The organism is Azospirillum sp. UENF 312511 (genome assembly GCF_058780635.1).
Genome location: NZ_JBSNCG010000005.1, coordinates 552,218 through 571,482, shown reverse-complemented (window position 1 = coordinate 571,482; position 19,265 = coordinate 552,218). Strand labels below are relative to the sequence as shown.

At 68.6% G+C, this 19,265-nt stretch carries 13 protein-coding genes; 8 read left to right on the top strand and 5 right to left on the bottom strand.

The genetic code is table 11. The annotated features are described in order from the left end of the window. Window positions 1–143: 143 nt before the first annotated feature. Window positions 144–1,295, bottom strand: a complete 1,152-nt coding sequence (argE, locus tag ACWPN7_RS31075; protein WP_459197080.1) for an acetylornithine deacetylase — start codon at window positions 1,293–1,295, stop codon at window positions 144–146. A gap of 250 nt (window positions 1,296–1,545) precedes the next feature. Further along, a complete protein-coding gene (locus ACWPN7_RS31070; protein WP_014242552.1) occupies window positions 1,546–1,893 on the bottom strand; it encodes a hypothetical protein in 348 nt (115 codons plus the stop codon). A 381-nt stretch (window positions 1,894–2,274) separates the two neighbouring features. Between ACWPN7_RS31070 and ACWPN7_RS31065 the strand changes: the two genes are divergently transcribed. After that, on the top strand, window positions 2,275–2,787 hold the full coding sequence (locus ACWPN7_RS31065; protein WP_201042698.1) for a DUF2934 domain-containing protein: 513 nt from the start codon (window positions 2,275–2,277) through the stop codon (window positions 2,785–2,787). A gap of 22 nt (window positions 2,788–2,809) precedes the next feature. On the opposite strand, the gene ACWPN7_RS31060 is transcribed toward ACWPN7_RS31065, so the two are convergent. Then, entirely contained in the window at window positions 2,810–4,105 is a 1,296-nt protein-coding gene (locus ACWPN7_RS31060) for a family 4 glycosyl hydrolase (protein WP_456529493.1), read from the bottom strand. 198 nt (window positions 4,106–4,303) lie between these two features. Here ACWPN7_RS31060 and ACWPN7_RS31055 point away from each other — a divergent pair, with 198 nt between their 5' ends. From ACWPN7_RS31055 to ACWPN7_RS31035, 5 genes are all read left to right on the top strand, one after another. Beyond that, the gene (locus ACWPN7_RS31055) at window positions 4,304–5,638 is read left to right on the top strand and encodes a GH1 family beta-glucosidase (RefSeq protein ID WP_459197081.1); all 1,335 of its coding nucleotides are present in this window, start codon (window positions 4,304–4,306) and stop codon (window positions 5,636–5,638) included. Between the two features lie 197 nt (window positions 5,639–5,835). Further along, the gene (locus ACWPN7_RS31050; protein WP_459197082.1) at window positions 5,836–6,579 is read left to right on the top strand and encodes a hypothetical protein; all 744 of its coding nucleotides are present in this window, start codon (window positions 5,836–5,838) and stop codon (window positions 6,577–6,579) included. A 226-nt stretch (window positions 6,580–6,805) separates the two neighbouring features. Further along, a complete protein-coding gene (locus ACWPN7_RS31045; RefSeq protein WP_459197083.1) occupies window positions 6,806–8,863 on the top strand; it encodes a glycosyltransferase family 2 protein in 2,058 nt (685 codons plus the stop codon). A 16-nt stretch (window positions 8,864–8,879) separates the two neighbouring features. Further along, entirely contained in the window at window positions 8,880–10,424 is a 1,545-nt protein-coding gene (locus tag ACWPN7_RS31040; RefSeq protein WP_459197084.1) for a DUF6212 domain-containing protein, read from the top strand. Window positions 10,425–10,544: 120 nt separating this feature from the next. After that, window positions 10,545–12,344 (top strand): ABC transporter ATP-binding protein/permease, encoded by a 1,800-nt coding sequence (locus tag ACWPN7_RS31035; RefSeq protein ID WP_407824573.1) that lies wholly within the window; start codon window positions 10,545–10,547, stop codon window positions 12,342–12,344. A gap of 8 nt (window positions 12,345–12,352) precedes the next feature. Here ACWPN7_RS31035 and ACWPN7_RS31030 read toward each other — a convergent pair whose 3' ends face one another. Next, window positions 12,353–14,479 (bottom strand): tetratricopeptide repeat protein, encoded by a 2,127-nt coding sequence (locus tag ACWPN7_RS31030; protein ID WP_459197085.1) that lies wholly within the window; start codon window positions 14,477–14,479, stop codon window positions 12,353–12,355. 162 nt (window positions 14,480–14,641) lie between these two features. On the opposite strand from ACWPN7_RS31030, the gene ACWPN7_RS31025 reads away from it, so the two are divergent. After that, window positions 14,642–16,462, top strand: coding sequence for a radical SAM protein (locus tag ACWPN7_RS31025; protein WP_459197086.1), 1,821 nt, complete (start codon window positions 14,642–14,644; stop codon window positions 16,460–16,462). Here the strand turns inward: ACWPN7_RS31025 and ACWPN7_RS31020 are convergent. Continuing rightward, entirely contained in the window at window positions 16,414–17,799 is a 1,386-nt protein-coding gene (locus ACWPN7_RS31020; RefSeq protein ID WP_459197087.1) for a GH1 family beta-glucosidase, read from the bottom strand. The two genes, ACWPN7_RS31025 and ACWPN7_RS31020, sit on opposite strands and share 49 nt — an antisense overlap. A 135-nt stretch (window positions 17,800–17,934) precedes the next feature. Here ACWPN7_RS31020 and ACWPN7_RS31015 point away from each other — a divergent pair, with 135 nt between their 5' ends. Beyond that, entirely contained in the window at window positions 17,935–19,260 is a 1,326-nt protein-coding gene (locus ACWPN7_RS31015) for a GH1 family beta-glucosidase (RefSeq protein ID WP_459197088.1), read from the top strand. The last annotated feature ends 5 nt before the right edge of the window (window positions 19,261–19,265 follow it).

Sequence of the window (19,265 nt, the reverse complement as noted above, 5' to 3'; positions counted from 1 at the left end):
AGGCCAAATTGGGAGTGCTCTAGGCAATTCAGCAACAAGGCGCCGACGATCCAACAATTGGTTCCTTCCATTGATCGCGGTCCGAATAAAGAGGCCGTCTGTATTGTGGTCCGGCGCGACGCTCCGCCGCACCCCTTTGCAGGTCAGGCCGCCAGCCGGCGGACGAGATCCCGGAGGAAGCCTTCGCAGGCCGTCACCTGGGCGACGTCGATGTACTCGTTGGGCTGGTGCGCCTGATCGATGGAGCCCGGCCCGCAGAGCACGGTGGACAAGCCGGCCTCCTGGAACTGCCCGGCCTCCGCCGCGAAGGAGACCATTCCGGTGTCGTTGCGTCCGGTCAGGGCGTGGCAGAGCTGGGCCGCCGGCCCGTCCGGCTCCGGCGCCAGCCCCGGCACGCCGGCAAGCTGCTCGGTGCGGATGTCGCAGTCCAGGCTGATCCGCCGCATGACGGCGCGCAGCCGCTCGCATTCCGCTTCGAACCGGTCGCGGTAGCGCGTCCAGTCGTCGCCGGGCAGCGGACGGATGTCCCAGACGAAGGAACAGTGGCGTGCGGTGATGTTGGCCGCCGTGCCGCCTTCGATGGTGCCGACCTGCAGCGTGGTGAAGGGCGGGTCGAAGCCGCAGGCGGGCTCCGCGGCGGCGGCGTTCTCCGCCGCCATGTCACCCACGAGATTGACGAGCCGCGCCGCGGTCATCACGGCGCTGACCCCGCGGTCGATCTGGGACGAATGGACCTCGTGCCCGGTGACCGTGGTGCGCAGCACGTAGCAGCCCTTGTGGGCCAGAACGACCCCCATCGAGGTCGGCTCGCCGACGATGACGGCGCTGGGGCGCGGCAACTCATCGGCGATGCGGGCGATCATGGCCGGCGCGCCGATGCAGCCGACCTCCTCGTCGTACGACAGCGCCAGATGCAGCGGCCGTTTCAGCCCGGCCTCCAGAATGTCCGGCAGCAGGGCCAGCGCCACCGCGGGGAAGCTCTTCATGTCGGCGGTGCCGCGCCCATAGAGGCGCCCGTCGCGTTCGACCAGGGTGAAGGGACCGGTGTCCCAGGGTTGTCCGTCCACCGGGACGACGTCGGTGTGGGCCGACAGCACCACGCCGCCTTCGGTCATCGGGCCGATGGTCGCGAACAGGTTCGCCTTGGCGCCGTCCGGGCTGGGCACCAGCCGGCTTTCCACGCCGTATCCGGCGAGATGGTCCCGAACCCAGTCGATCAGCGCCATGTTGGAACGGCGCGAAACCGTGTCGAAGCCGACCAGGCGGGCGATCATCGCCTTGGAGACGTCCTGCACCCTTGCGATCCAATCTGCGGAACGGCGGCGCCGATCCCGCGCTTGTGATAATCTTTAGCAGTCAGACACTGGCCCCTGCACCCTACGATGTCAAATGAGTTGTCCGGATTAGGTGGGCATAGCGGCCAACGACCAACACCGGTTGAACGGTCTTCCCGCATTCGGGGGCCGTCCAACCGGTCGTAAAGCGGAATCGCCCGGGCCGGAGCGCCGCAGGGCGAAAGGGGCAGGGCAAAAAGCGACGGGGCTGTCAGGCCGCCGACCAGACCTTCTCGGTCAGGATCGTGCGCACCAGCGTCAGCGCGCTCTCGGCGCTCTCGCGCCCGTCGAGCTTCGCCGCAACCGCCTCGATCTGGGCCGGGGGCAGGGTGGACCGCAGGCGGCGCACCGTGTCGGTCAGGTGCTTCTTGGCGAAGCGCGCCTGATTCCCGCGCTCCGACAATTCCTGGAAGGCCAGCCGCCGGGTGGTCGCGTCGCGTCCGGCGCTGGCCGCCGTCGCCCGCTCCGCCGCTGCGGCAAGCTCGTTCGAGGATTGGAGGTAGTTGCTGATGGCTTCGGTCAGGATACGGTTGGCTTGAAGCAAGGGATCAAGGGACATGCGCTGAACTCGTTGCCTTCCGTGACGGCTCTGGGCCGCAAACGGCCCCCTGCCAAGACGTTTCACCCAAAGTTAATTGGGCCGGCCGGCCCGCTTCAACCCGGCGAAGGGTTCTATGCGGACCGCAAGCCGGGCCGGCGCCGGTGCGGGTGGGGCGCGACCAACGCATGGTCTATCACCGTCCGCTGTGTGTCGAGGCCGGACAAGCAATGGGCCTATGAATTTCCTATGAACTAAGGCACGCTTTCTTTGTGTACGTTTATCGTCACATAAACCGGGCACTAAAACGGGAACCCACGGGCGCAGGACGCCGTTTTCCTCGAGCGTCGATGTTTCTGCGGCCAAGCCCACTTGGACCAAAGCCCACTTGGAGACGGAAGAATGCAAGGCGATCGTGAGGACCGCATCCGCCACCGCGCCTATGAGATCTGGGAGCGCGCCGGACGACCGGAGGGACGGGGGGAAGAGCATTGGGCGCAGGCCTGCGCCGAGATCGAAGCCGAGGACCGGACGGCCGCCACGGCGGAACCGGTCGCCATGGTCGCGGCCGTCAAGGACGCCGCCGCGGGCGTCGTGAAGAAGGCGGTCCGCCGGACCAAGACGGCGGCGACCGAACTGCTGGGCGTCGGCCTGAACGCCGTGGTCGATGTGGTCGAGGAGGCCGTCGCGCCCAAGAAGCCGCGCGCCCGCAAGACCAAGGCCGAGCCGGCCGCAGCAAACGAGTCCTCAGCCGAAACCCCGGTCGCGGTTCCGGTTCCGGCGGCCCCGAAGGTGGCGAAGCCGCCCCGCGCCAAGGCCGTGAAAGCGGAAGCCGTGAAGGCGGAAGCGGTGAAACCGGTCGCTCCGCGCGGCCGCCGCAAGCCGGCCGCGTCGGACACCGAACCGGCCCATTGACCCGCACCGGCCCTGCGCGTTCCTACACACAGGGACGGATGTAGGGCCGGTTCGCCTCCCACAGCTCGTCCAGGATCTTCACGGCGGCGTCGGTGGAATTCACCACCGGGTCGATCAGCAGAGCCTGGAGCGCCAAGTCCTTCGAGGCGTGGACCGCCGCTTCGACGGACAGTTGCTGCACGCTTGCCTGGACGTGCAGCAGTTTGGCGATCGGGTCGGGCAGGGGGCCGAGCGAGACCGGGTGAACGCCCGCCGCGTCGGCCAGCAGCGGCACCTCCACCGCCAGATCGGGCGGCAGGTTGGGGATGGCGCCCTGATTGTAGACGATCCCCGATTCAATGAAGCGCTTCTGGTTGTGCAGAACCCCGGCGATGACCTGCACGGCCCGCTCGCCCCAGGATGGCTGCGTCCAGTCGTCGGGCACCGGCGTCGTTCCGGCGATCGTTCCGTCCATCAGCGCGTTGAGGATGCCGCGCCCGCGCTCGTCCTCCGCAAAGTCGAATCCGTGCTCCCCGCCTTCCCAGCCGTAGGGAAGGTATTCGCCCATATGATCGTCGCTGCAGGTCGGCCACAGGCCGAAGCTGGTGAACAGGCGGCGGGTCAGCGGTGTGAAGGCCGGGTCGTGGGTCTTCTCCCGCTCGCGCAGCAGCGGGTAGAGGTCGCGCCCGCTCGCCTTGTCGCGGATGTGCATCAGCCACTGGAAGTGGTTTAGCCCGGCCCCCCAGACCTCCACGTCCTTTTCGGCCATGCCGAGGATCTGGCAGATGAACCAGCGCGCCAGGAAGATGCCGTGGCACAGCCCCAGCGTCTTGACCTTGGTGTATTTGCCGAGGCCGAGGACGACGCGGCTTTCCGGATTTGACAGGTTGATGAACCGGGCGTCCGGGCACAGCTCCTCGATGTCGCGGGCGAAGTCGAAGATCAGGGGCAGGGTGCGCAGCGTGAAGAACAGGCCGCCGGGTCCGCCGTTCTCGCCCAGCGTGTGGCGGATGCCGTGCTTTTTCGGCACCTCGAAATCGAGCTTCCACAAGCGGTTGCGGTCAATGGCGACGGAGTTGACGACGAATTCCGCCCCTTGCAGGGCGGCGCGGCGGTCGGTGGTCTGTTCGATGATCAGGCCGGCGTCGCCCTTGGCGTTCAGCAGACGGGCGAGCGCCGTCATGCGGTCGAGCGCCGCCGGATTCGTGTCGACCAGAGTCAGCGTGCTGCCCGCCAGTTCCGTCGTGGTGAAGAGGTCGCGGTACATGCTCAGCCCGAAGGCCGCGCTGCCGGCGCCCAGAAAGACGATCTTGGTGGTTTTGGGAGTGGTAATGACCATGGGACGCCTCCCGCCGGCGGGAATGCTGCTGTGCTGATTTGTCAGGGCAGCCGCCTTGGGCGAAGCATACACTTGTTAAGACGAAGAGACTATACCTGATGGTCGGAATAAGTGTGGTCGCCTCTTCGCTCGCGCAACATGCCCTTCGCGCTCGCAACAGTGCGCCCGCAGCATAATCACTTCAAGGGAGGCCCCGTCATGGCACTCTTCACTTTTCCCAAGGACTTCCTGTGGGGGGCGTCCACGGCGGCGTATCAGATCGAGGGGGCAATTCACGAGGGTGGGCGCGGTCCCTGCGTGTGGGACACCTTCACCGAGGCCGGGCGCATCCAGGACGGCAGCAGCGCCGCCGTCGCCTGCGACCATTACCACCGCTGGGCGGAGGACATCGCCCTGCTGAAGGACGCGGGCTTCAACGCCTACCGCTTCTCCATCGCTTGGCCGCGCATCCTGCCGAGCGGGACGGGGGCGGTGAACGCGGCGGGGCTCGACTTCTACGACCGGCTGGTGGACGGGTTGTTGGCCGCCGGCATCCGGCCGATGGCCTGTCTGTACCATTGGGACCTGCCGCAGCCGCTGGAAGACCGCGGGGGCTGGCAGGGCCGGGAGATCGTCGGCCCCTTCGCCGACTACGCCCGCATCGTCGCCGCCCGGCTCGCCGACCGGGTGAAGGATTGGATGATGCTGAACGAGCCGAACGTGGTCGCCACCCACGGCTACGGCACGGGCGAGCACGCGCCCGGCCATAAACTGGGCGAGACGGGCATCCTTCGCGCGCTGCACCACCAGAATCTGGCGCAAGGGGCGGCGCTCCGCGCCCTGTCGGCGGAGCATTCCGGCCTGACGCTCGGCACCGTCATCAACCTCCAGCCCTGCCGGGCCGAGAGCGACCGGCCGGAGGACGTCGCGGCGGCGGCCCGCTGGGACGCGGTGTGGAACCGGGTGGCCCTGGACGGCGTGATGCGCGGCAAGATCCCCGACCTGATGGCCGAGCGGATGAAGGATTTCGTGCTGCCCGGTGACGAGGAGGCGATCCGCTTCCCCATCGACCTGCTGGGCATCAACTACTACTCGCGCATGACCATGAAGCACGAGACGGGGCATCCGTTCGACGTGTGGTGGGGCGACGCCCATTGCGACCGCTGGACCGCCATGGCTTGGCCGGTCCAGCCCGACGGGCTCTACGACCTGCTGATGGAGTTCAGGCGCGACTACGGCAATCCCGCCGTCTTCGTCGCCGAGAATGGTGCGGCCTACGACGACGTGGTGACGCCGGACGGGCAGGTGCACGATGCGGAGCGCGTGGCCTTCCTGCGCGACCATGTGGCGTCGGTCGGCCGCGCCCTGGCCGATGGCTGCAACGTGAAGGGCTATCTGTGCTGGAGCTTGCTGGACAATTTCGAATGGGCCTTCGGCCTGTCGAAGCGGTTCGGCATCGTTCGCGTCGACTATGACACGCTGGTCCGCACGCCCAAGGACAGCTACCGCTTCCTGAGCGAGGTGGCAAAGAGCGGGCGGCTTGATCTCGCGTGAAGAACAGGAGAGCGGGCTGTGCGGAGCGATGCTCCGTCAGTCTGTTCTTCTTACGGGGAACGAAGATTTCGGATCATTGATGGTTCGAGAGCTAATCATTAGAAAAGTAAGAATTTCGTATTAATTTATTCTTCACAATATTGGCTGCAGATGGTCCGGTATCGCACGCCCTGCGTTCAGGATCACCGGAGGAAGCCATGGGAATTTCCGACGTTTCGGCATCCTTGTTCCAGGCCACCGCCGCGGCCTCCGTGCAGGCGAAACCCGCCGCTGCGAAGGCCGGCGCCACGGACGGGACCGGACCGGCCTCCTCCAAGACCGACAAGGTCGATCTCAGCGATCTGGCGTCGGCGCTCAAGGGCGACGCACTCGACCTGTTCAAGAACTTGTCGGCGGATGATCGGACGTCGCTGGGCAAGCTCGTCTCCAGCGGGGCGCTGTCGGCGGACGAACTTAACGACGCGCTGTCGTCCGCATTGAAATCGGAGCGCAAGAAGGCGTTCTGGCAGTCCGCGAGGGAGGACGCCGAGGCCGGGCGCACCCCTGACGGAGCGGCGCGCCAGCAGAGCATGAAGGCCATCTCGGATCGCATGGAGTCGGAGTTGGAAAGCCGGCGCGCTGCCATGGATCGGCCTGGAATGAGCCCTCAAGACCGCTTGGCTGCGCTGAGTAAGCTGAGTGCAGACCTGAAGGACATGCAGGATTCCTGGGATCAACTGGCTGGTATCGGCATGCCCATGAAAGCCTACACCCTCAAAGGGGGCGATGAACGTTTCTTCGCAACGTCGAAAGAGCAAGCGGCCGGACAGAAATTAAAGGATCTGGGTTTCCACTCCGGGACCTTTGACAAGGTGCTTTTGGGCCAGTCCAAGGATTTTGCGCAGAAGTATCTGTCCGAGGAAGGGACGTCCCAAATGGCTTTGGGGAACGCGAACAAGTAGCCTGCGATGTACTGAGATTTGGCTTTTTCATATCATCCGAGTTCAAGCATAGGGTGGCTGCCGGCCCAAACATTCCTGTCCCCGAATTGTCACATCGGAGTCAAGCGGAAGCGGTGCTATCGACGGTGTCGTGTCACCACTGCGTTCGCCCATGCATTCCGTTGGAACTCACACCGCTTCAGCTTCAGGGTCCGGTGACGCCGAAGACGTCCGCGCGGCGATCGTCGTGCCGACCTACAAGCATTCGGGCCTGCTGGTCGAGGCGCTGTCCACCGCGCTCGCCCAGGACACGGACTTCGCCTACGCCGTGGTCGTGGTCAACGACGGCTGCCCCTTCCCGGAGACCGGGCGGGTGTGCCGGGAGTTCGCGGCGGCCCATCCGGGGCGGCTCTATCACCTGCACAAGCGCAACGCCGGGCTGAGCGCGGCGCGCAACAGTGGGATCGCCTTCGCGTTGGACGCCTTTCCGGCGCTGGAGGCGGTCTACTTCCTCGATTCCGACAACCGCATCCGGCCCCATCTGCTGCAACGCATGCTGGACGCGCTGCGGGCCGCGGGCCCGGAGGTCGGCTGGGCCTATCCGGACGTCGACAAGTTCGGCTTCTTCGAGTTCTGCGACATGTCCGGCGCCTATTCGCCGCTGGAGCATCTGTTCCGCAACGTCAGCGAGGCGGGCAGCATGGCGTCGCGCCGCCTGCTGGACAGCGGCGCCCGCTTTGACGAGGCGATGCGCCAGGGCAGCGAGGACTGGGAGTTCTGGCTGCAAGGGCTGGAGCGCGGCTTCCACGGCGTCCATGTGCCGGGCACCGGCTTCGGCTACCGCCGCCGCGGCGAGAGCATGCTGACCGAATCCGAGCGCGATTACCGCCCCATCCTGACCCACATCCAGAAGCGCCACCCCGCGCTGTTCGCGGTCCGGGCCGTGCTGCGGGCGGAGGCCGCCGTCGGCCGGCGCTACGCCGTTTACCTGCCCGACCGCGCCGTCGTCCGCTGCGTCACCGACCCCGCGCTGGGCGAAGAGGACGTGCCGCTCGCCGATTTCGTGCGCCGCGTCCTGCGCGCGCCGGAGCGGCCCGGTTATGGGGAGTGTCCCGGCCTGCTGGCGGTGATGGACTCGGGCCTTTACGAATTGCTGAAGCGTTCCCGCCTGCTGCGCGGCGCCCTGTGGGTTCTGGAACGAGCGGCGGCCCAGGCGACCCTGGTGCGCGCCGAAGTGACGGCGCGGGCGGCGGAGAGTGGTTGCGCGCTGTCCTGGTCCGGCGCGCCCGTAGGATTGCAGGCGGACGCGCCGTTCCCCTTGCCGGACGGCGGGGCGGCGGTGGCGATGCTGCCCACCGCGGCCCTGCTCGACCTCGTTCGGCGCCAGCCGGCGGGCACCCCTTTGCTGGAGCGGGACCCCCGGAAGCCCTGCGCCGAGGCTCGGCTGAGCCTCACCCTGGCGCTGCCCGGCGCGGTGCAACCGCCGGCCGGCGCCGATGCCGCCCTGTCCACGCTGCGCGAGGCGATGGCCGCGGCGTGGTCGCGGCCGTCCAACGGCGGCTGGGCGGCGGCGCCCATCGACCGCTACCGCGCCGGGGTCGCCACGCCGGAGGATGTCTACCAGACGGTGCATCGGCTGCCCTCGGTGCTGCCGCTGCTTCCCCCCGCGGGACACCGGCGCTTGGCCGCGCTGGTGGCCGATCCCGCCGACGTGGGGGCGCTGGAAACCGCCGCCCGTATGGCTCGCTGGCTGGCCGGGAAGGGTTATGACGCGCATCTGGTGGCGTTGGGGGACAGGGACCTGACCCTGGCCGCAGCGTTGGTTGAGGCGTTCGCGTCCGTCATCCCTCACCCGTCGCCGCTGGTGCTGCCGGAACGCCCGCTGGCCCACCGCGACGCCTATCTGGGCACGCCGCTGCGTCCCTGGGATGCGGTGGAGGAGGATCTGGCGGTCGGCACGTTGGCCGTCTTCGATCTGGTCGTGACCGTGCGGCACAGCGGCGCGCATCCGCTGATGGGCCGGCTGCGCGCGCTCGGCGTGACGGGCTGGGCGCTGCTGGGGGCGTCCACCGTCCCGGACGCGCCGTTCCTGGCTGACGCGGTCAACGGCTGCGCCGCCTTCGAGCACGCCTACCAGACCGTCGTGCCCCTCGACGCCCGGACCTTCCGCCTCTGCCAAGCGCTGGGATTCCCACCGGACAAGCTGCGGCGCTGGGAGGATGCGGCGGAGCCGGATACCGATCCCGATTGGACCGCCTGCGCGTCTCTGTCCTCGTGTCTTCCCGAAACCTCCGCGGCCGCCTGAGAAGGGTGTCATCGTCATGAAGCTCTCCGCCCCTGCGGCCCAGTTCGCCTCCCTCTACGACGGCACGCCGAAAATCATCGCCGTCGGCACCGACACGAGTTTGGAAGCGGGCACCGTTCCCCTTCGCCTGCTGCGGCTGGTCCGTCACGACGGCGGCTATCTGCTGCTGTCCGGGGACACCGAGCCGGAGGAGGGCGAGGCGTTGCGCGCGCTGGCGATCCCGCCCGCCGCCGTCCGGGCGCTGTGGTCGGGCGACGAGGCGGCGCGGCGGGACGCTGAGCGGCTGCTCGGCTGGTGGGAGGAGGCCGGCGGGCCGGACAGCGCGCCACCGCAGATGACAGGCGATGCGTCCACGCTTCTGCGTGGCCTGCTGGCGCAGGCTTTCGGGGAAATCGACGGACTGCACCGCCGCAACGCCGGGCTTCAGCAGACCTTGTCCACCTTGCGAGAGGAGTGGGGCCGCTCCGCCCGCCTGCCGCCGGAGGCGGTGGAGCTTCTGGATGCCCTGCGCCTCAGCCCGCCGCGGCTGGTCTTCGCCTCGCCGCGCCCGGTCGGAGCGCTGCCAGTGCCGCTGCGCCATGGCCGGAACACCGCGGGGGCGGCTGAAATCGTCCAGCGCCTGCCGTCGGGCGCGCGGGGGCTGGCGGGGCTCGACCTGCATCTCGACCAGGCGCCGAAGGGAAGCGGGGTGCTCGCCGTTGCCCTGACCGGGGTGGAATCCGGCGAGTCCCTTGCGGAATGGAGGTTGTCCTTTGGTGATCTGCGGTCCGGCTGGCTGTCGCTGCGCCTGTCCGCCGCCTCCACCCGGATGGATCGGCTTCTCGACCTGCGGATCAGCGCCATCGGGGTGGTGACGGAGGCGCCGCGCCTGTCGCTGGCCCAGGCCGGTCTGCTCGACGAATACGCCGTCGCGCCGCCGGCCCGTGCCGTCGGGCAGCCAGCCATGCTGGCACTGCGGCTGTGGGGCGGGCTGCCGGGGCTGGAGTATGGCGCGGCGGCGCATCTGGCGCTGCATCCCGCGCCGGAGCATATGGTCTGGCCGCTCACCCAGCCGGTGCTGGCGCAACTGCGCAAGGGCCGCGAGTTCGAGGCGACCTTCCCCTGGTTCGGCCTGCTGCGTGGTGGGCGCGTCCTGCTCCACCCGCTCCATGGCGTCGTCACGGCGGCCCACATCCCGCTGGACGAGGTTCCGGGTGCCGTGGCGGTGCGGGCACGGGCGGTGATCGACGACCCGCGCTGCCGCACCGCCATCGCCTGCAAGCTGGTAGTGGCACCGTCGTCGCTAACGGTGGACGAGGCGGAACGGGAGCAGGGCATCCTCGCCTCCAGCGGCTGGATGGTGCTGGAGGAGCCGCGCCGTCCGCTCGACCTGTTGGCGGCCCTGGCGGCGCCCTGGTCGGGTCCGATGGCGCTCCATCTTTTCACCGACATTCCGGACCGCGGCCATGGCCTGTACGGACGCACCATCTTTTCCGATTTCGAAGTGGAGATCGATTCCCGCACCGCTTGGGCCAACCCGCCCGCCCTGCCGGTGATGGACGGGGTCGCCGCCACGCCGTGACCGGCAATGACTTTGTGGCGGCGCACCAATCCTTTGGTGCGCTGCGGGGCAAGCTGTTGGTAATAAACTGTTCGTTAGGGTAAAGGAGGTCTTGCTTCAAGCCCAGGGGGTGGAAGGGCCATGTCGATCGCGTCCAGGACGCCGGACCGGTCCGGCTTCACCCGCCGTTTCCTTCATCTTGCCGGTGGCTTCTGGTCAGGGGCTTCCCGCTCGGGCGGGCGGACCTGGACGGTGTGGCTTCTCGCCGGGGCGCTGGGGCTCCTGACGGTCGGGCAGGTGGTGGTTCCCATCCTGCTGAACCTGTGGAGCCAGCATCTGTTCGACGCGCTGGAGCAGCGCTCCATGGACCGCTTCGTGCTGATGATCGCGGCGGCGGGCGGCATCATCCTGTTCAACATCGTCAACACCATCCTGCATCTGCGGGTGAAGCGCCGCTTGCAGCTGGGCTGGCGGACATGGCTGACGCAGAAACTGCTGGGCGACTGGCTGACGCGCGGGCGGCAGCATCAGGTGACCTACCTGTCCGGCGACCACGATAACCCGGACGGCCGCATCGCCGAGGACATCCGCATCGCGACCGAGGCGGCGATCGACCTCGTCCTGTCGCTGTCCTACTGCGCGCTGCTGCTGATCAGCTTCACCAACATTCTGTGGCGGCTGTCCGGCGCGCCGGAGGTGACGCTGGCCGGAAGCACCGTCCATGTGCCGGGCTATCTGCTCTACATCGCGCTGGTCTACGCGGCCGTCGGCACGAGCATCGCCCTGCTGATGGGAAAGCCGCTGGTGAGGGCGGTGAACCGGCGGCAGGGGCACGAGGCGTCCTTCCGCTTCGGGCTTGCCCGCGTGCGCGAGAACGCGCAGGACGTGGCGCTTCTTCACGGGGAGTCGGGGGAGCGTCAACGCCTGGGCGTGCTGTTCGGCGGGGTGCAGCGCGGCTGGAACGGCCAGACGCACGCGCTCTCCAACATGATGGTCTTCAGCGCCGCCTATTCGGTGCTGTCCGCCGTCTTTCCGATCCTCGTCGCCTCGCCCAGTTACATCGCCGGGGCCATCTCGCTCGGCGTGCTGATGCAGACGGCGCAGGCCTTCCAGCAGACGGTGGGCGCCCTGTCCTGGCCGATCGACAACCTCGCCCGCGCGGCGGAATGGAAGGCGTCGGTGGAGCGCGTGCTGGGCCTGCACGAGGCGCTCCAGCGTCTGGACCGCGAGATCGACGGGGAAGGGACCGAGCGCATTGCGGTGGAGCGCAGCGACGGCGAGCATTGCCTGAGCTTCCACGGGCTGTCCATCGCCGAACCGGATGGGCGCCGGGTGGTGGAGCCGTTCGACCTGGAGATCCGCCCCGGCGAGCGGCTGCTGATCGTCGGCGATCCGGCGGCGGCGGTGCGGCTGTTCCGGGCGGTGGCGCGGGTCTGGCCCTGGGGCGGGGGACGCATCGTCCTGCCGTCGCTCACCCGCGTGTTCTTCATGGCCGAACGCCCCTACCTGCCGCACGACACGCTGCGCGCCGCTCTCAGCTACCCCCTGGGGGCGGAGACGGTGGGCGATGCCACGGCGGCGGAGGCGCTGGAGCGGGTCGGCCTCGGCCATCTGCGGACGCGGCTGGACGAGCCGGACAGCTGGGACGAGGTTCTGGCGGTGCCGGAGCAGCAGTTGCTGGGCTTCGCCCGCCTGCTGATCCGCCGCCCCGACTGGATCTTCCTGGAAGACGCCACCGGCAGCCTGGACCCGCGAACCGAGGAGGCGATGTTGCGTCTGGTCGACAGCGAGTTCCCCGACGCCACCCTGATCACCATCGGCAGCCACCCCGGCTTGGAGGCGCATCACCGCCGCAAGCTGGTGCTTGAACGGGTGGGCGACACCGTCCGCATGCGCGAGGAGACCTGCGGGGACCGGAGAGTTGCGGCGGTGGCGGAGTAGGGGACCTTCTACCGCGGCGTGGGCGTCGCGGCCTGAAGCCGGCGCACCAAGTCGGTCAAGGCGGCGCGACGCTCCTCCTCGGAGCGGCCCGCGGTCCGCGTTTCCTCATGGATGCGGGCCGTCAGCGCGGACATCTGTTCGGTGAAACCGGCGCGGTGCTTCTCGTCGAAAAAGGGCAGGAAGACGTTGGACACGCCAAGGCGGCGGCCCAGTTCCTCGATCGGCAGGATGCCGACCGCGCCGCGCCGGCGTTCGACATCCGCGAACCCCTGGATCAGCGCCATCTGGTCGAGGAAATAGGCCATGCTGCGCTGCCGCTGCCAATGCAGGAGGACGGTGGCCGTGCGCTCCAGGACTTCCAGCATGGCATCGCTCGGGCGCAGCACGATCAGGCCGTTGCTGATGGTGTTGTAGAGATAGTCCAAACTGTCCGGGCGATGGATGAGCATCGCCTCCTCTTCCGGCGCCATGGCGTCGACGAGGCGTCGCGGGTCAATCGGCAGCAGGGCGTCGATGTCGATCATGACCAGCGGCGGATGCCCGTGGAGGGCCAGCACGTCCGGCGCCCTCATCAGGCGCAGGCAGGTGTAGAGGGTGCACCGGCTTGCCGGATCGAGATCCGGCGGCGTCCGCTCGGTGCTGACGGTGAGGCGGCAGCGCCGCAGCGGCGCCCGCAGGCCGGCGACGACTTCCGCGATGTCCAGGCCGGGGTCGGCGATGTGGAGGTGGACCCGCTGCCCCTCGCCGCAGAAGGCGTCCACCGTCAGCAGAAGAGGGGCCGCGAACAGCCGCAGATAACGGTCGTCACAGGCTGCGAACAGCAACGGTCCCGCACCTTCGGCGGCTGGTTCCGACTGGAAGCCGGCCCGGTGGTCCGCGCGTTCCTCTGGCGAAACCGACCGGCAGAGGGCGTCGAAATCGTCGCCGAACGTGACGTGGCGCAGAAAGGGCAGGGCGGGGACCAGCGTCTTCAGCACGGCCCGGCCTGCCGCCTTGTTCTCTGCCGCCTCGTCCCCCGCCGCCTCGTCCCCCGGCATGCGCAGGAGCAGCGAGCCGCGCAGGAAATCGATCCAGGGCAGCAGGTCCCGGTTCTCGTCCGCCGCGGCCTGACGGAAGTGGTCGAGCGCCTGCTTCGCGGCGTCCGGGCGTTCCGCCGCGATCCGGTTGTTCGCCACATGCATGGCGATGTAGACGGGCGCCTTCCAGAACAGATGCTTCGCCCGCGCCGCGGCCATCAGCCCGCCGGCATGGACGGCGAGAGCGGCCAGACGGTCGCCGCGCGCGTCGAGAAGGGCGGCGTTCTCCCACGCCGTGTAGTCCGTCGGGCGCAGGGCCGCCGTGTCCTTATAGGCCGTCGCGGCGCGGTCGGCATCCCCCGCCGCCTGGGCGGCCTCGGCCAGATGGAAGCGGTCTTGCGCGTCGCGGGGGCGCAGCCGGACCACCCGCGCGAGGATTGCCTGCGCGCGAATCGCGGCGGCCCGGTCGCCGCACCTCACCGAGAGCAGGGCCAGCCCGAGCCCGGACAGCACCGCCGGCTCGGCCGGGTCGAGGGCCGCCGCCGCCTGGAAAACCGGAATGGCGGCCCCGGTTTCCCCGGCCTTCTGAAGCGTCAGGGCGAGATTGTAAGCCGCGAAGGGCGCGGCGGGGCGGAGCCGGAAGGCCCGGCGGTAGGCCGTCAGGGCCGAGGCCGGCTTGCCGGAGTCCATCCTGGCGAGCTCAGAGACGGCATGGGCGATCCCCTCCTGTGCGGCACCGTCACCCGGATCAATGGTCTGGGCGGCGCAATAGACGGCCAGCGCCTCGGCATGACGACCGCCGGCCCGCCGCACGCCCCCCAGCGCGACGAGCGGCCCCACTCCCGGAGCCAGGGCGATGGCGCTCCGCAGCGCCGCCTCCGCCTCGTCGAAGCGCCCGAGCGCCTTCAGTGCAAGCGCGAGGTTGGCGTGGTAGGCGGCGACGTTGCCGCGGCGGGCGATGGCCCCGGCGATCAGGGAAGCTCCCTCCGCCGGATCGCCGGCCTGGCTCCGCAGCACCCCGAGGAGATGCAGCGCATCGGGATGGTCGGGATGCCGTTCCAGGAGGGTGCGGTACAGCGGTTCGGCGCCGGCAAGGTTGCCGGTCCGGTGCAGAGCCATCGCGTTCGCCAGGAGCGTATCGGAAGGAACTGGCGCACTCATGGAGAACGTCCCTGGTTCGTCGGGGTGATGGATGTTTCTATCCCAGGGAATCCATCGTGCTCAACCATCTCCCCGAAGCGTGATCCATGGGATTGCATTTCCCGTCGTGGGAGCGCTTCCTTGAGCCGCGACGACTCGATGGGGACGCAGGTGCAGGGGGCTGGGGTCATGCAGGATTTTTCCGTGAGCTTCCGGCAGGCGGTGGCGCTGCATCAGCAGGGACGCCTGCCGGAAGCGGATACGGCTTACCGCACCGTGCTGCACGCGGTGCCGGACCATGCGGACACGCTGCGGCTGTGGGGGCTGGTCGCTTTGCAGTCGGGGGCCGCCGAGGCGGCCTGCGCGCGCCTGTCCTGCGCGGTCGCGGCCAATCCCGGATCGGCGGAGGCGCTGCATGTCCTCGGCGGTGCGTTGCGGCAAGCGGGCGATCTTGAGAAGGCGCTCGACTCCTATCGCCGCGCGACGGTGCTGCGGCCGGTCTTTCCCGAGTGCCACTTCAACCACGGCAACGCCCTGGTCCAGGCGGAGCGGTCGCTGGAGGCCGCGGTGGCCTATCGGATGGCGGTCGTTCAGCAGCCGCTTGCGGCAAACAGCCGTCTCAATCTGGCGGGGGTGCTCAACCGCATCGGAGACGCCTCGGGGGCCGCGCTCCAGGCGCGGGCCGCGGTCGCTCTCGAACCCCATCGCCCTGCCATGCTGACGGCGCTCGGCCGTGCCGAGGCGGGGCAGGGGGAAACCGTCGCCGCCGAACGGACCCATGGCCGCGCTCTCCGGCTGGACCCCCGGCAGGAGCCCCTCGTCTACGAACATGGCCTCGCCTTGTCCGAGGTCGGCCGCATCGAGGAGGCCACCACCCTCCTGCACACCCTGGTCAATTCCGCGGACGCGACTGTGAGGCTGGGAGCCAAAATGGCTCTGCACCGGCTGGTGCTGCGCTGCATCGATGTCGATGACTACCGGCGAGCCGCCGCCGTCGCCCTCAATGGCTGGAGCGGGCAGGGGAGCGACGGAACGGCCATGCTGCCGATGAGGGTCCGCCTCGAGTCCTCCAGCGCATGCAACCTGCGTTGCCGTCACTGCACCACCGGCGTGGCCTACCACAGCACCGAACGCCGTTTGCTGAAGGCGGACCTGTTCGAGCACATCCTGCGGGATCTCAAGGGAATAGAGGCGCTGGTCAGTTGCGTCATGTATCTGGGAGGGGAGCCGCTGATGAATCCCCAACTGGAATCCATGATCCGGCGTCTGAGGGACGAGACGTCGATCAATCAGATCCATTTCGTCACCAACGCCATGCTGGCGACCGAAGAGCGATGCCGCGCCCTGGCGGATTGCGGGGTGGAAAAGATCTACGTGTCGATCGACGGCCGCTCGCCGGAGGAGAACGACGCCATCCGCCGGGGTTCCCACTATCCGACGGTGCGCCGGAACCTGACCCTGATGCGCCGATACCTGGAACCCGCCGGCGTGCAGTTGATCATCTCCAACAACGTCCTGCGCCGCCCGGGGGATCCGCCGACCGCTGCGACTCCGGCCTTTCTGATCGAGGATTTTCCCGGTCTGCCGATCGCCACGAACTACGCCTACAAATGGCCGGGCTGGACGCAGACGGGAGAGGAGGAGGCGCTGACGGTCGACGTCAATCCCGGACGGCGCCGCGGATTCTGCGGTGCGCCTTTCACGGAATCGGTGATCCGTCCCAACGGCGATGTGACGCTCTGCTGCTACGACATCTCCGGCATCGAGGTCATGGGAAACCTGAGGCAGGGCTCCCTCGAAGACATCTGGAACGGTGAGCGCTACCGGGCGGTGAGGCTTGCCATGATGGCCGGCGACGAGGCGGCCCTGCCCGGCGTGTGCCGGAATTGTCCGGTTTACACGGGCGAGGAGATTCAGGAGCGGCCGGCGAACCTGCCCGTCCCCGGCGCGGCGGCGGTTTGACCGGCCCGCGCCCCGCCGATCAGCGCCGCGTACCATTTGGCGGATTCCTTCGGCGTGCGCGTCTGCGTTTCGAAGTCCACATGGACGATGCCGAACCGCGTGCCGTAGCCGCCACCCCATTCGAAGTTGTCGAGCAGCGACCACACGAAATAGCCGCGCACGTCGGCCCCGTCCTTCAGCGCGCGGGCCATCTCGCCGACGCAGGCCTGCAAATAGTTCAGCCGCTCCCGGTCCATCACGATCCCCTGCGCGTCCGGGGCCTCCGGCGCCTTGGTGCCGTAGCCGTTCTCCGTCACGTAGATCGGCAGGCGGTAGCGCGCGGTGGCCTGCATCAGGGCTTCGTGGAAGGCGCTGGGCTGGAGCGGCCAGCCGATGTCGGTGCGCGGCATGCCCTCCGGCGGGGCGCCGAAGCCGCAACCCCAAACGGCGCCCGGCTCGGCCTGGGCGAAGAGGGGAGCGTAGTGGTTCATGCCGAACCAGTCCACCGGCCGGCAGATCCGCGCCATGTCGCCCGCCTGGACGTAAGGTTCGATGGCGCGGGCGATGCGTGGCGGGTAGCGACCCAAGATCTGCGCATCGGGGAAGCACAGGTTCCACAACTCGTCGAACAGGGCCGCCGCCTCGACGTTCTCGGGCGACGGGTTGGCGGGTCGGCAGGGCTGAAAGCTGTGCACCGCCCCGATGGAGGCGTCCGGCACCAGATCGCGCAGCACGTCCACGCCGGCCCCGTGGGCGAGGTTCGTGTGATGGATGACCTTCAGATGCTCCCCGCGGTCGGACACGCTGGGCGCGCCCCAGCCCAGCGCGTAGCCGAACAGGGTGAAGACGGAGAACTCGTTGAAGGTCGCCCAGCGCGTCACCCGGTCGCCGAAGCGGCGGGCGCAGAGCACGGCGTAGTCGGCGTACCAGCCGGCGCTGTCCCGGTTTGCCCAGCCGCCGCGGTCCTGCAAGGCCTGCGGCAGGTCCCAATGGTACAGGCAGGCCCAGGGCTCGATCCCGGCCTCCAGAAGCCGGTCGATCAGGCGGTCGTAGAAGTCCAGCCCGGCCTCGTTCAGCACCCCGCGCCCGCGCGGCAGGACGCGCGGCCAGGAGATCGAGAACCGGTAGGCGCCGACCCCGATGTCCCGCATCAGCGCGACGTCCTCGGCGTAGCGGTGGTAGTGGTCGCAGGCGACGTCGCCGGTGTCGCCGTTGTCCACCCGGCCCTTCAGACGGCAGAAGCTGTCCCAGATGCTGGGCGCACGTCCGTCCTCGGCCGCGGCTCCCTCGACCTGGAACGCCGACGTCGAGGTTCCCCACAGGAAGCCGTTGGGAAAGTCGGAGGTGAGAGGAGGCATCGCTTGCCGTTCCACAGCTTTGGGTTTCAAGAAGCGACCGCTCCGTCGAGCCGTTCGTTCGACATTATGCCTGTTTCTTGACCATTCCGCCAAAGGTAGTATGGGTACGGGTGATTGGTGCGGACGGAGACGGCGATGACGAGCCTGCCGAAGGATTTTGTTTGGGGCGTCTCCACCTCCGCCTATCAGATCGAGGGCGCTGCGGCGGTGGACGGGCGAGGCCCCAGCATCTGGGACACGCGCTGCCGCACGGCGGGCGGGGTGGTGAACGGCGACAGCGGCGACGTCGCCTGCGACCATTACCACCGCTACGCCGAGGACGTCGCGCTGATGCGGGACATCGGAGTCGGCGCCTACCGGTTCTCCGTGGCGTGGCCCAGGGTGCTGCCGCGGGGACGGGGAGCGGTCAACCAGCCGGGTCTGGATTTCTACGACCGCCTGATCGACACGGTGCTGGAGGCCGGAATCGAGCCCTGGCTGTGCGTCTATCACTGGGACCTGCCACAAGCCCTGCAGGACCGCGGCGGCTGGGCGGACCGGGACAGCGCCGGCTGGTACGCCGATTACACGACGCTGCTGGCGCGGCGCTACGGCGACCGGGTGAAACGCTGGATCACCTTCAACGAGTTCTCCGTCTTCACCCTGTTCGGTTACGCCATTCCTTGGGCGGCCCCCGGCATCACCGACCGCGACCAGCATCTGCGTGCCATCCACCATGTCAATCTTGCCCATGGGGCCGGAGTGGACGCGATTCGCGCCCTGGTTCCCGGCGCATCCATCGGGGCGGTGCACAACCGCCAGCGGGTGCTGCCGGAGGGCGGACGGCCGGAGAACGCGGAAGCCGCCGCCCTGCTGGACGAGCATTGGAATCTGACCTTCTGCGACCCGCAGTTCCTAGGCCACTACCCGCCGCGGGTCGCCCGCGCCATCGAGCCTTATCTCCAGGCGGGCGATATGGCGCGGATCTGCCGGCCCATGGACTGGTTCGGGCTGAACCATTACGGCCCGATCTTCGCCCGCGTAAACCCCGACACCACCTGGGGCTATGGCTGGGGAGACGCACCGCCCGATTCGCCGACATACGGCGTCGGATGGGCGGTTTTCCCCGACGCGTTTCGTGACGAACTGATGGAGATCACCCGCCGCTACCGCATGCCCATCGTCATTACGGAAAACGGCTGCGGCGGCAGCGATTCGCCGGACGAATCGGGAGTCATCGACGACCAGCACCGAATCAACTATCTGCGGCTCTATAACGCCTCAATGCACGAGGCGATTCGCGGCGGAGCGGATGTGCGCGGTTACTTCGTCTGGTCGCTTCTCGATAATTTCGAGTGGGGAAGCGGTTACGGCAACCGTTTCGGCATCGTCCATGTCGACTTCGAATCGCAGAAACGCACGCCGAAAGCCTCCGCCCGCTGGTACGCCGACCTGATAAAGCGCGCGCGTTCCGCCGCCTGAACGGG

Excerpts from the sequence above, each read along its gene's own strand:
- ACWPN7_RS31055 (WP_459197081.1), top strand. The coding sequence starts at position 4,304 with ATGGCACTCTTCACTTTTCCCAAGGACTTCCTGTGGGGGGCGTCCACG.
- ACWPN7_RS31020 (WP_459197087.1), bottom strand. The coding sequence starts at position 17,799 with ATGCCTCCTCTCACCTCCGACTTTCCCAACGGCTTCCTGTGGGGAACC.
- ACWPN7_RS31050 (WP_459197082.1), top strand. The coding sequence starts at position 5,836 with ATGGGAATTTCCGACGTTTCGGCATCCTTGTTCCAGGCCACCGCCGCG.
- ACWPN7_RS31035 (WP_407824573.1), top strand. The coding sequence starts at position 10,545 with ATGTCGATCGCGTCCAGGACGCCGGACCGGTCCGGCTTCACCCGCCGT.
- ACWPN7_RS31060 (WP_456529493.1), bottom strand. The coding sequence starts at position 4,105 with ATGGTCATTACCACTCCCAAAACCACCAAGATCGTCTTTCTGGGCGCC.
- ACWPN7_RS31015 (WP_459197088.1), top strand. The coding sequence starts at position 17,935 with ATGACGAGCCTGCCGAAGGATTTTGTTTGGGGCGTCTCCACCTCCGCC.
- ACWPN7_RS31065 (WP_201042698.1), top strand. The coding sequence starts at position 2,275 with ATGCAAGGCGATCGTGAGGACCGCATCCGCCACCGCGCCTATGAGATC.
- ACWPN7_RS31040 (WP_459197084.1), top strand. The coding sequence starts at position 8,880 with ATGAAGCTCTCCGCCCCTGCGGCCCAGTTCGCCTCCCTCTACGACGGC.
- ACWPN7_RS31070 (WP_014242552.1), bottom strand. The coding sequence starts at position 1,893 with ATGTCCCTTGATCCCTTGCTTCAAGCCAACCGTATCCTGACCGAAGCC.
- ACWPN7_RS31030 (WP_459197085.1), bottom strand. The coding sequence starts at position 14,479 with ATGGCTCTGCACCGGACCGGCAACCTTGCCGGCGCCGAACCGCTGTAC.